This is a genomic window from Amycolatopsis sp. 195334CR (assembly GCF_017309385.1).
Lineage (GTDB): Bacteria > Actinomycetota > Actinomycetes > Mycobacteriales > Pseudonocardiaceae > Amycolatopsis.
In genome coordinates this window covers 398,395-410,146 of sequence record NZ_JAFJMJ010000002.1, presented here as the reverse complement: position 1 = coordinate 410,146, position 11,752 = coordinate 398,395, and the positions used below count along the sequence as shown (strand labels likewise).

General features: G+C 71.7%; 12 protein-coding genes. 2 read left to right on the top strand and 10 right to left on the bottom strand.

From position 1 onward, the window contains the following. The first annotated feature begins 11 nt into the window (after positions 1 to 11). On the top strand, positions 12 to 509 hold the full coding sequence (locus tag JYK18_RS24705; RefSeq protein ID WP_206805311.1) for a nuclear transport factor 2 family protein: 498 nt from the start codon (positions 12 to 14) through the stop codon (positions 507 to 509). A 92-nt stretch (positions 510 to 601) separates the two neighbouring features. On the opposite strand, the gene JYK18_RS24700 is transcribed toward JYK18_RS24705, so the two are convergent. Continuing rightward, complete coding sequence (locus JYK18_RS24700; protein ID WP_206805304.1) at positions 602 to 1,219, bottom strand: pyridoxamine 5'-phosphate oxidase family protein; 618 nt, start codon at positions 1,217 to 1,219, stop codon at positions 602 to 604. Between the two features lie 146 nt (positions 1,220 to 1,365). On the opposite strand from JYK18_RS24700, the gene JYK18_RS24695 reads away from it, so the two are divergent. Further along, positions 1,366 to 2,136 (top strand): IclR family transcriptional regulator, encoded by a 771-nt coding sequence (locus tag JYK18_RS24695; RefSeq protein ID WP_307796041.1) that lies wholly within the window; start codon positions 1,366 to 1,368, stop codon positions 2,134 to 2,136. A 30-nt stretch (positions 2,137 to 2,166) separates the two neighbouring features. Here JYK18_RS24695 and JYK18_RS24690 read toward each other — a convergent pair whose 3' ends face one another. Genes JYK18_RS24690 through JYK18_RS24650 form a run of 9 tightly spaced genes read right to left on the bottom strand, consistent with a single transcriptional unit; the run spans position 2,167 to position 11,674 of the window. Next, positions 2,167 to 3,633, bottom strand: a complete 1,467-nt coding sequence (locus tag JYK18_RS24690; protein ID WP_206805303.1) for a dihydroorotase family protein — start codon at positions 3,631 to 3,633, stop codon at positions 2,167 to 2,169. 6 nt (positions 3,634 to 3,639) lie between these two features. Further along, the gene (locus JYK18_RS24685; RefSeq protein WP_206805292.1) at positions 3,640 to 5,001 is read right to left on the bottom strand and encodes an FAD-binding protein; all 1,362 of its coding nucleotides are present in this window, start codon (positions 4,999 to 5,001) and stop codon (positions 3,640 to 3,642) included. Further along, positions 4,998 to 5,636, bottom strand: coding sequence for an aspartate/glutamate racemase family protein (locus JYK18_RS24680; RefSeq protein WP_206805290.1), 639 nt, complete (start codon positions 5,634 to 5,636; stop codon positions 4,998 to 5,000). The genes JYK18_RS24685 and JYK18_RS24680 overlap by 4 nt, the downstream gene beginning before the upstream one ends. Continuing rightward, a complete protein-coding gene (locus JYK18_RS24675; RefSeq protein ID WP_206805288.1) occupies positions 5,636 to 7,006 on the bottom strand; it encodes an MmgE/PrpD family protein in 1,371 nt (456 codons plus the stop codon). The genes JYK18_RS24680 and JYK18_RS24675 overlap by 1 nt, the downstream gene beginning before the upstream one ends. Next, positions 7,003 to 7,704, bottom strand: coding sequence for an ABC transporter ATP-binding protein (locus tag JYK18_RS24670; RefSeq protein ID WP_206805286.1), 702 nt, complete (start codon positions 7,702 to 7,704; stop codon positions 7,003 to 7,005). The genes JYK18_RS24675 and JYK18_RS24670 overlap by 4 nt, the downstream gene beginning before the upstream one ends. Then, a complete protein-coding gene (locus JYK18_RS24665) occupies positions 7,691 to 8,425 on the bottom strand; it encodes an ABC transporter ATP-binding protein (protein ID WP_242582047.1) in 735 nt (244 codons plus the stop codon). The genes JYK18_RS24670 and JYK18_RS24665 overlap by 14 nt, the downstream gene beginning before the upstream one ends. Then, entirely contained in the window at positions 8,422 to 9,462 is a 1,041-nt protein-coding gene (locus tag JYK18_RS24660) for a branched-chain amino acid ABC transporter permease (RefSeq protein WP_206805283.1), read from the bottom strand. Before JYK18_RS24660 ends, JYK18_RS24665 begins: the two co-directional genes overlap by 4 nt. Further along, complete coding sequence (locus JYK18_RS24655) at positions 9,459 to 10,436, bottom strand: branched-chain amino acid ABC transporter permease (protein WP_206805281.1); 978 nt, start codon at positions 10,434 to 10,436, stop codon at positions 9,459 to 9,461. The genes JYK18_RS24660 and JYK18_RS24655 overlap by 4 nt, the downstream gene beginning before the upstream one ends. Then, positions 10,433 to 11,674: an ABC transporter substrate-binding protein gene (locus tag JYK18_RS24650; RefSeq protein WP_206805279.1), complete on the bottom strand. Its 1,242-nt coding sequence runs from the start codon at positions 11,672 to 11,674 to the stop codon at positions 10,433 to 10,435. Before JYK18_RS24650 ends, JYK18_RS24655 begins: the two co-directional genes overlap by 4 nt. Positions 11,675 to 11,752 lie beyond the last annotated feature (78 nt).

Sequence of the window (11,752 nt, the reverse complement as noted above, 5' to 3'; positions counted from 1 at the left end):
AGCTGGTGCGCATGGACATCGCCGACCTCATCGCGCTCGAAGAGATCAAGCGGCTCAAGTACCGCTACCTCCGCTGCGTCGACACGAAGGACTGGGACGACCTGGCCGACGCCCTCACCGAGGACGCGGTCGCCGACTACGGCACGCCGTCCTACGGGAAGCCGCTGGCGCTCGCCGGCCGGGAGGCCATCCTGGAGTTCCTGCGCACCACGCTGGTGCCGGAGATCATCACCACGCACTTCGCCACGCAGCCCGAAATCGACCTCGACGGGGACCGGGCGACGGGGACCTGGGCGTTCCAGGACCTGGTGATCGCGACGGAGCACCGGGTGGTGATCGCGGGCGCGGCGTTCTACGAAGACACGTACCGCCGGGGCGCCGACGGGCGCTGGCGCATCGCCCGCACCGGCTACCAGCGCACGTACGAGACCAGCCACTCGCTCGACGACCTGCCGAGCCTCCGCTTCACCGCCAACCGCTGGGCCCCGGCCCCCGCCACCGCGGACTAGAACGGGTTCCACGCATCCCGGCCACGGCCACCAGGACACAGCGCCGACGCGGTGAATGTGGCTTTCACTGCACTCACCAGGCGGCTGGCGGGTCAGTACTGGTTGTGTTTGGCTTCCGTGCGGAGGGCGGCGTCCAGCATGCGTGCCGGGATGCGGGTGCCGCTTTGGGAGCGGGCGAGCTGCCCGGCGGTCGGCACCGAGCGGCGGTCCGGCCACGCGGCCGGGTCCCACAGCTTCGAGCGCAGGAACGCCTTGCTGCAGTGCGAGTACAGCTCCTCCACCCGCACCTCGACGGCGATCACCGGCACCACGCCCGCCACGGCCATGGACGGCAGGTAGGGCGCCTCGGTCACCACTCGCGCGCTGCCGTTGACGCGCAGCGTGTCACCGATGCCCGGCACCACGAACAGCAACCCGACCTGTGGGTGCGCCAGGATGTTCCGCAGGTTGTCCAGGCGCCGGTTGCCCTTGCGGTCGGCGAAGGCGAGCGTGTGCTCGTCCAGCACCAGCACGCTCCCGGCCGGGTCGCCGCGCGGGGAGACGTCGCAGTGCCCCTCGGCGTCCGAGGTCGCCAGCAGGAAGAACGGGCTGGCCTCGATGAACCGCCGCGACTCCGGGTCGATGTGGTCGATGTGCTTCTCGGCGACCAGCCGGTGCGGCTCGCGGATCAGCTCCCGCAGTTCGGCCTCGTCGCGCAGGACTCTGGTCATCGGCTCCCCCTGGTTCGATCAACGCGGACCACGCTAGCAGGCAACACACCCGGCACGGCGTACCGCTGGGCGGAACGCCGCAGCTTGACCGAGGGAATTTCACCCGTCACACTGAACTAGTCGTTCCTCTGAAAGAAACAGGGCTCGTGACCAAAGACAAAACCTCCGGCACCGAAGTGGCCGGCCGGGTCGCCGACGTGCTGCTGCTGTTCGCCGCCGGGCCGAAGTACCGCGGGGTCAGCGAGATCAGCCGCGAGCTGGGCGTGTCGAAGGCGGTGGTCTACCGCATCCTCCAGTCGCTGGTCTCGCGCGAGATGCTCGGCACCGACCCCGGCGTGGCAGGGTACCGCCTCGGCCCGGCCGCGGTGGCGCTCGGCGCGAGCGCGCTGCGCCGGTTCGACCTCCGTGCCGCCGCCGCCCCGGTGTTGCGCAGGCTGCGCGAGGACACCGGCGAGACCACCACGCTGTCCGGCCTGCTCGGTGACCAGCGCGTCTACCTGGAGCAGTTCGAGAGCGAGCGCGAGATCAAGATGACCGTCGAGCTGGGCAAGCGGTTCCCGCTGCACGCCGGGTCGTCGGGCAAGGTGATCCTGGCGAACCTGCCCGACGACCGCCGCGAGGCGCTGCTCACCGCCCCGCGCGACGCGCTGACCGACCGCACCATCGTGGCCGAGGACGACCTGCGCGCCGAACTCCGGCGGGTCACCGAGGACGGCGTCGCCGTGTCGCTCGGCGAGCGCCAGGCGGGGGCGGGTTCGGTGGCCGCACCGGTGTTCGGCCCGAACGGCGAGGTGCAGGGCGCGATCAGCATCTGCGGGCCGGAGTACCGCTTCACCCCGGACCTCGTCGACCACTACCGCGACCTGGTGCGGGTAGCCGCCGACGAGATCACCCGGGCCCCGCTCGCCGTGCACTGAGCTTTTCAAAGAGCAACCCGCCGAGCCCGGTCAGCGGCCTCGTCGCTGGTACTGGCCGATCGGCTCCCCCGTCACCTTGCCGTCGGCGTAGACGTGGTGGCCGCGCACGAAGGTGTCGGTGACCTTCGCGGTCATCGGGAAGCCTTCGAACGGCGTGTACTCCTGCGTCGACTCCGACTCGGCCGCGCGTACGGTCCACGAAACGTCCGGGTCCACCAGCGCGAAGTCCGCGTCGTACCCCTCGGCGATGGTGCCCTTGCGCAGCAGGCCATACCGCCGCGCCGGGTTCCACGAGGTCAGTCGCGCGATGTGCTGGAGCGAGAGCCCCCGCTTCACGCCCTCGCCGACCAGACCCGGCAGCAGGTACTCCGCCCCGCCGAAGCCGGACTTCGCCAGGAACACGTCGTCCCGGTCCTCGCCGAACTTCAGTTCGTCGCGGCAGCACGCGTGATCACTGACCACCCAGTCGACCTCACCGGCGAGCACGTGCCCCCACAGCGCCTCGACGTCCTCCCGCTCACGCAGCGGCGGGTTGACCTTGCCGCCGATCCCGCTCGCGGTGTCCACATCGGCCAGCAGGTGCCCGACCGTCACCTCACGCCGGAAATCCACCTGCGGGAACGTCTTCGCCATGCGCAGCGCGGCATCCAGCGCCTTCTCCGACGACAGGTGCAGCAGGTTGATGTTCGGCAGCCCGGTCTCGTGCGCGAGGTAGGACGCGATCGTCACCGCCAGCCCCTCCGAGTGCGGCGGCCGCGACCGGCTGTACGCCCGCAGCCCGGACACCGAGGTGTCCTGCTCCACCAGCTTCGTGTACGCCGTCATGATCTCGGCCGTTTCGCAGTGCAGCGACAGCGAAAGGTGGTCCGCGTAGTCGGTGAGCTGCTCGCGCGCCCGCTGGATGCCGCGCATGACGAACTCGAAGTGCGCCAGGTCGTAGCGCTCCTCCGGCGGGATCATCAGGAAGTCGCTCTGGCTGCTCGACCGCCCGTGCAGGCCGTGGCTGCCGTAGAACATGAAGATCTTGAACGAGGTGACCCCGTGCTCTTCGACCAGGTCCGGGATCTCGTCGATGTGCTGCGCCATCATCGGCGCGAGGTGGAACGCGTAGTCCACATAGGACTTACCGGCGGCGGCGCCGAGCACCTCCGGGAAGAACTCGCGGTAGCTGCCGCCCTTGTTGAGGTAGTACTGCCCGGTGCGCATGTAGGTCAGCGCGGTGGTCACCCCGCCCTGCGCGCTCGCACGGCTCTCGGTCCGGGTGTCGGTGCCCAGTTCGTTGTAGATGCCCCAGTGCTGGTGGGCGTCCACCACGCCGGGGAAGGCGAGCAGGCCGCGGCCGTCGACCACGGTGGCGGCGCCGGCCGGGTCCAGGCCCGGTCCGACGCGGACGATCGTGCCGTCGTTCACCGCGATGTCGAGCAGTTCCGGCACCCCGTCGGCGTCCTCCGGGCGCACCACGCGAACGTTGCGGACCAGCAGTTCTGTTGTAGCCACTTCCGTTTACTCCTTAGCGATGTCGTTCGCGGCCAGGTAGGACAGGCCGAACGCGGGCAGCAGGCCGTTGCCCGGCAGGTAGCCGTCGGCGCCGTGGCCGGAGATCCCGGCGGCCGCGCCCCCGGCCGCGTACAGCCCGGGGATCGGCCGGTCGGCGGCGTCGACCACGGCGGCGTTCTCGTTCACCAGCAACCCGCCCTGCGTGTGGAACAACGCGGGCACCACGCGGACCGCGGCGTACCGCGGCGCGAGCGGGCGCTCCCAGTTCGTGCGGCCGAACTCGTCGGCCCGCTCACCCCGCGCGATCGCGGCGGCGGTGCCGAGTTCGGCGGCGAGCGCGTCCGGCGGCAGGCCGGTGACGCGCGCCAGCGACGCGATGTCGTCGGCGAAGTGCACCGCGCCGGCGGAAACCGTGTCGCGGAAGTCCTGGAACGGCTGGCACTGCTCGAAGATCACCTCGTCGAGCACGATCCAGCCGGTGCCGCCCGGCCGTGCGGCCAGTTCGGCGGCGTACTCCGAATAGCCCCGGGTCTCGTCGCCGAACCGGCGGCCACCGAGGTCGACCAGGATGCCACCGTGGATGATCGTGGCCCAGCCGACCAGCGTGCCCGCGTTCGCCGCGACCGCGCCGTGCCCCTGGTAGGCGTCCAGGAAACCCGTTGCCGCGCCGAGCTTTTCGCCGATGCGCAGGGCGTCGCCGAGCGACTGGTCGCTGCCCTGGTACAACGCGTCCGCGATCTCCGGCAGGTGCCGCCGCACCAGCTCGCGGTCGGCACCGTAACCGTTGGTGGCCAGCAACACCGCGCGCGCCGGGATCTCCTCCTCCGCGCCGCTCGGGTCGCGGACCACCACCGCCCGCACGGCACCGTCCACATCGGTCAGCACGTCCACCAGTTTCGCGGGCACGAGCAGGTCGATGGCGGGGTGCTCGGTGACCAGGCGGGCCAGGTGGTCGATCACCCCGGACCCGTGCCGCCCGGGGATCGAGTGGCAGCGCGGGACCGCGTGGCCGGGGTAGTTGAAGTCGGTGACCAGCGAGAGCGGCAACCGCACCGCGTCGGCCAGCCACTCCACCAGCGGCGCGCTGACCTCGGCCAGCGTGCGCGCCAGCCGGGGTTCGGCCCGGCCGTGGGTCTTCGCCATGATGTCGGCGACAAAACCGCCGGGGGAATCGTCGATCCCCGCTTCCCGCTGCCAGCGCGAACCGGCACCGGGGAACATCGCGGTGGACATCGAGGTGTTGTTGCCGCGCCGGAAGTGCTCGCTCGCTTCGACCACCAGCACGCTCAGCCCGAGTTCGGCGGCCCGCAACGCCCCGGCGAGCCCGCCGCCCGCACCAGCCACGACCAGATCGGGTCCTTCGCTCACGCGTGCTCCCCTTCCGCCATCAGCACGGTCAACGCCAGCGCGGTCGGGTCCACCACGCGCGCGGGCAGGTCGGCCGGTACCACGTCCACCGCCGAGCAGCCGTTGAGCACCGCGGTCGCGCCCTGTTCGGCGAGGTCGCACACCGCTTCCGCCAGCGCGGCGTTCCACGCGGCGGTGTCCGCGATCGCCTCGAACGGCAGGTCGAGCACCCGCACCCCGACCAGGTTGGAGGTGATGCCGTACGCGGACAGCCGCCAGCGCAGTTCCGCGCCGATGGCGTGGTTGCGCACCACCGCGCCGAACCGCTCGCCCTTGGCCGCCAGGTGCGACGCGCTCAGCTTGAGCAGGCCGTGCACCGGGCGCGGGCCGATCGCCACGCGGTCGGGCACGGCCGGGTCGAGCACGCAGTCGGGAAAGGCCACGTCCCAGTCTCCGTCCGCGGCGGCCAGCGCGGCGGCAACGGCACGCTCGGAGTCGCGGACCGACCCGTCCGTGTCCAATGCGGACGGTGCGTCCGGGCCCACGTCGCGCAGTTCGATCCGCAGGCCGGGTGGGGCGAGGCGGTCGTAACGGGACTGGCGACGGGCGATCTCCTCGGGCGGGAGGTGGATCGGGGTCATCGCGAGGGCACGCATCAGCTCGGCTCCTTTCCGTCGAGTGCGCGCAGGGCAGCGCCGGTGGCAGGCAAGCCGGGCAGGTCGCGGCTCGGCTCCCCTCCGTCGAGTGCACGCAGGGCGGCACCGGTGGCAGCCAGGCCGGGCAGATCGCGGCTCAGCGCCACCGCGCGCTCGACCAGCCCCGGCCGGTCCGGCAGCCACGCGCCGAGCAGGGCGGTCAGCTCGGCTTCCCCGAGCGGGTGGTGGTCGGCGTCGCCGATTGGGTTGGGTACCTCGGCGGTCCGGGTGCGGCCGTCGGCGTAGGTCACCGTGACGCGCGCGGCCCGCTCGTGGGGCAGGCGGGCGGTCAGGTCGGCCGCCTCGGCCAGCCGCACGCGCTTCGCCAGGTCGCGGACGGCCGGATCGTCCAGCGGCGCGTCCGGCGAGACCGAGCCGGTGAGCGCGGCGGTGGCGACCGCGAACGGCGTGGAGAACATCGCCGACAGCCGGTTGTCCCAGTCCACACCGGACAGTCCGGCGCCGAGCGCGTGCGTCTCGACCAGCACGCTCTCGATCTCCGGCCCGCGCAGAGTGAGCACCGCGTCGGCGGCGGGATGGGTGAACGAGCAGGCCGCGTGCCGTTTGAAGTAGCCGAGCGTGATGTCCCAGCGGGTGCCCAGTTCCGCGGTCAGCTCGGCGGCGTCCAGCGAGCCCAGCAGCTCTCCGAGGGACAACGCGGCCGTGCCGGTGTTGCGGGCGATCCCGGCGGCGGCCATGCGCGCGGCCACCAGACCGGACACGTTGGCCGCGCCCAGCCACGCGTCGCGCACCGGGTTTCCCGTGGTGGCCGAGGCGAAGTGCCCGGCGATGGGCATACCGGCGGCGGTGTCGATCGCCGCGGCGGTGGCGGCCGCGTCCAGGCCGAGCAGGCGCGCGCAGCCCGCCGCCGCGCCCGGCACGCCCCAGTTCCCGTGGGGGTGCGTCCCGGGCCGCAGCCGGGTGGCCCGGCCGAACCGCGACGCCACCTCGTACGCCGCGAGCAGGGCGGCGGCCAGGTCGGCCCCGCTGCTGTCGAGTTCGGCGGCGAGCGCGAGCACGGCGGGGAAACCGTGCGCGGCCGGATGTCCCTTGGCGTACTTGTTGCCCTCGTCCAGTTCCCGCGACACCAGTGCCATCGCGCCGAGCCAGGCGGCGGCGTCCACCGACACCTGCTCGCCGGTGCCGATCAGTGGCGCGGGCCCGGCGGGCGGGCGCCACGCCTCGACCAGCGCCCGGTGCTCCGGCTGGTTCGTACCGAGTGCCATCACCCCGAGCACGTCCAGCAGCACCAGCCCGAGCCGGTCGCACACCGGCGCGGCATCCACTGTGGACACCCAGCGCCCCAGTTCGTCGACGTGTTCCTTGCTCACAGGCCCAGGTACGCCTTCCGCACGCGGGCGTCGCCGGCCAGTTCGGCACCGGTGCCCGTCAGCACCGCCGACCCGCTCTCCAGCACGTACGCCCGATCCGCGATGCCCAGTGCCTGCTTGGCGTTCTGCTCCACCAGCAGCACCGAAACCCCGGTGTCCCGGATGCGGCGGATCGCTTCGAGCATGGTCCAGGTCAGCTTCGGCGACAGCCCGGTCGACGGCTCGTCGAGCATCAGCAGCCTCGGCCCGGCCATCAGCGCACGCGCGATGGCGAGCATCTGCTGCTGACCGCCGCTGAAGGTCTGCGCGAGCTGCGACCCGCGTTCGGCCAGGATCGGGAACAGTTCGTGCACCTCGCGCAACGAGGCCTCGGCCTGCTCGGCCGTGCGGGTCCACGCGCCCATGCGCAGGTTCTCCTCGACGGTCAGCGTGCCGAACAGGGCGCGGTCCTCCGGCACGTGCACCAGCCCGTCTCGGACGAGCTGGTCCGGCCTGCGGCCCGCGACCGGCTTGCCGTCGAAGGTGATCGTGCCCGACGACGGGCGCAGCTGGCCGCAGATGGACCGCAGCGTGGTCGTCTTCCCGGCGCCGTTCGCGCCGACCAGCGCCACGATCTCACCCTCGCCGAGGTGCAGGTCGATCTCGTGCAGGATGCGCATGCGGCCATATCCCGCGCACACCTGGTCAAGAGTCAGCACGGGCGGGCTCCTCCCCGAGGTAGGCGTCGATCACCCGTGGATCGCTGGTGACCTCCTCCGGGGCCCCGGTGGCCAGCACGCGCCCCTGGTCCAGCACCAGCACCCGGTCGGACAACCGCATCACCGCGGCCATGATGTGCTCGATGAACAGCAGCGTGGTGCCGTCCCGCTCGCGCAGTTCGGCGAGCAGGTCGAGCACCGGCTCGCGTTCCGCGGGCACCAGCCCGGCCAGCACCTCGTCGAGCAGCAGCACCCGCGGGCGCATGGCCAGCGTGCGAGCCAGTTCGAGGCGTTTGAGCCCGGCGGTGGGCAGTTCGGTGGCCAGGCGGTGCGCCCACGGGCCGAGCCCGACCCGTTCGACCACGGACAGCGAATGCTCGTACAGCCGTTTCGCCGGCATCCGCCGGTGCTGCGCGGCGAGGCTGACGTTCTGCACCACGGTCATGCTGGCGAACGGGCGCATCAGCTGGAACGTGCGCACCATGCCGGCCCGCGCGATGCGGTCGGGGGAAGCGCCGGTGAGGTCGCGCCCGGCCAGCTCCACCGAGCCGGTGTCGGGCTTGAGCGCCCCGCACACCACGTTGAACAGGGTGGTCTTGCCCGCGCCGTTCGGCCCGATGATGCCGACGATCTCACCCTCGTCGACGGTGAGGTCCACTTCGGACAGCGCGTGCAGGCCGCGGAAGGACTTGCCGACACCGGAGATCCGCACCAGGCTCATCGCCGCCACCTCTCCTTCAGCGTGCCCACGATCCCCTTCGGCAGCAGGCGCACGATGAAGATCAGCAGGATCGCGTAGAGCACCACGTCCAGCCCGCTGCGGCCCTGCAGGAAGCTCAGGAACTCCGGCGGGGTGCGCAGCAGCGTCGCGGTGACGTCGGACAGCGAACCCATGATCACCGAGCCGACCACCGGGCCCCACACCGTGCCGATGCCGCCGATCACCACCGGCACGATGGCCTGGATGGACACCGAGGCGCCGAAGGCCAGATCCGGGTTCACGAACAGGTAGTACTGCGTGTAGTAGGCCCCGGCCACCGCGGTGATCGCCGCGGACAGCGCCACGGTGAGCAGTTTGTGCCGCATCACCGGCGTGCCGAGCGAGGCCGCGGCCAGTTCGTCGTCGCGGATGGCGGTGACGTACTTGCCCGCCCGCGAGTGCAGGAACACGATGCTGACCGCCACCGCGAGCCCGGCCAGCACCAGCGCCACCCAGAAGTAGGCGGGCGAGTCGGCGGCGAACTGCAGCTGCCACAACGATTCGCCCTGGATCAGCGGGACCTGGAAGCCGACCGCGCGGTTGACGAAGTCGCTGCTGGTGGCGATCAGCCGCAGTGCCTCGGCGAAGGCGAAGGTGGCCAGCGCGAAGTAGGCGCCCTGCAACCGGTAGCGGAACGAGAAGTAGCCGATCACCACCGCCACCGCGGCGGCGACGCCCATCCCGGCCACCATGCCGATCCACGGCGAGACCCCGTGCTCGGTCAGCAGGTACGCGCTGGTGTAGGCGCCGAGGCCGAAGTACGCGGCGTGGCCGAAGCTGAACATGCCGCCGAACCCGCTCATGATGTTCCAGCCGACGGCCATCAGCAGGAAGATCAGGATCCGCACGGCGACCGCGCCGAGCGCGGGCGGCAGCACCAGCGGCAGCGGGATGGCCAGCAGCACCAGCACCGCGAGAACGGCCAGCTGCCGGTGTTGCGGGCGCAGCGGCGGCGCCTTGACCGGCTTCTCGGCGGGTCGTTCGATCGTGGCGGTCACGCGCGCCTCCCGAACAGTCCCTGCGGGCGGAGGAAGAGCACCAGTACGAACACCACGAACACGCCGAGCAGGGAGCTCTGGCCGTTCAGGAAGATCGTGGTGAGCTGCTCGACCAGGCCGATCAGCAGGCCGCCGACCAGCGCGCCGACCACGTTGCCCATGCCGCCGAGCACCACCACCACGAACGCGGTGATGTTGAACTGCGCGCCGAGCGTGGGCGTGATCGAGATGAGCGGCGCGGCCAGCACCGCGGCGGCACCGGCGCAGGCCGTGCCGATGGCGAAGGTGAGCGTGTGCAGGCGGCGGACGTTGATGCCGACCAGTTCCGCGCCGGGCCCGTTCGCCGCGACCGCGCGGATGGCGGTGCCGAGCCGGGTCCGCCGCAGCAGCCAGTACAGCAGCGCGCCCAGCAGGAGCGCACCGGCGAAGGCGTAGAGCCGGGAACCGGCCACCACCGCGCCGAACAACGGGATCTGGATCTCGCCCGGCAGGCCGATGCTGCGGGGTTCGGCACCGAAGAACAACAGCAAACCGTTCTCCAGCAACAGGGACAGCCCGAGGGTGATCAGCAGCTGGTTCTCCAGCGAACCGCCGCCACTGCCCGAGAGCAGGCCTCGGTGCACGGCGGCGCCGATCAGGAACAGCACCGGCACGGTCACCACGAGCGCGAGGTACGGGTGCAGCCCGGTCGCCTGCACCACGCCGAAGGCCAGGAACATGGCCACCGCGAGCAGGGCGCCGTGGGCGAAGTTGACGATGTCGAGCACGCCGAAGATCAGTGTCAGGCCCATCGCGATCAGGCCGTAGAGCCCGCCGGTGAGGATGCCGGTGACCACCGACTGCCACACCACCAGCGCGCTGCCGGACTGCAGCAGCGCGAGCGCGATGGCCGCCGCCACCACGGCGGCCAGTGCGCCGCCGCGTTTGAGCGTCCCGGCGTCGAGCCGTTTCCGGTCCGGGGAAAGGGTTGTCATGGTTGCCGCCACATCACGGTGTAGTCGGGTTCGGATTCGGCGATCTCCGGCGGGTAGACCTGTTTGATCGCCCCGCCCTGCACCTGGGTGAGCACCGGGACGGCGTTGCGGTTGTCGCCCTTGCCGTCGAAGGAGATGGGGCCGTTGCCCACGGTCAGCGGCTCGACCTCCTGCGCGCTGATGGTGTCGCGCACGCGCACCGGATCGGTGCTGCCGGAGCCGGCCACGGCCTGCGCGACCACCTGCACCGCGTCGTAGGCGAGCACCGCGCCGGTGCGCATCGGGGCGCCGTAGCGGCGCTGGTACTCCTCGCGCAGCGCCACGGTTTCCGGCTTGGTCGCGTCGTAGTGGTAGTTGGTGTTGAAGTACAACTCCGCGCCAGGACCGGCGTCGGTGACGAACTTCGGCTGGTCGTAGGCGCCGTTGGAGACGCCCCACACCGCGTCGAGATCCGGTTTCACCGAGGCGAGCGCGCGGGAGACGAGCAGGCTGTCGGAGTAGTAACCGGCCACCGCGAGCACGTCCGCGCCGGACGCCTTGACCTGGGTCAGCTGCGCGGTCAGGTCGGAGACGGTGGTGGCGTCGTAGCTGATGTCCGGCCCGACCTCGATGCCCAGTTTCTCGGCGGCCGCGCTGAATCCCTCGGCGGCGCCGCGGCCGAAGTCGGTCTGCTCGTGCAGGAAGGCCACCTTGCGCACCTCCTTGCCGGTGCGCGCGGAAACCTCCTTGAGGTAGTTGGCCGCGGCACTGGCGATCGCGGTGCTGCCGGGCTGCACGCGGAACGAATACTGGTACCCGTGCGTGAAGATCGCGTCCGAGGCGGTCACGTCCATCACGAACGGCACCTTGTTGCGTTCGGCGACCACGGCCACGTTGGTGCTCACCGCGCTCTGGTAGGTGCCGACCAGGCCGACCGCGCCCTCGGCGATCAGCCGCTGCGCCTCGCTCTGCCCGACCTCGGCCTTGCCCTGCGTGTCCCCGGTGATCAGCTCGACCGGCCGCCCGGCGACGCCGCCGTTCCGGTTGAGCTGCTCGACCGCCAGTTCCGCGCCGCGGCGCATCTGCTGGCCGTCCACCGCGAAGGCGCCGCTGACCGGGTGCAGTGCGCCGATCTTCACCGGCCCCTCGTCCCGGCCCGCCGCCGCGCCCGCCGCCCCCGACGGCGCCGAGCCACCGCAGGCCGCGGTGGCCAGCAGCACGCCGGCGCACAGACCGGCCATCAGTGCCCGTCCTGCCATGCCACCTCTCCTTTCCTGGCGTTTCGCTGAGAGAAACACCGGCGAAGTGCTGGCCCATGGTGACATCAGCCGCCACCA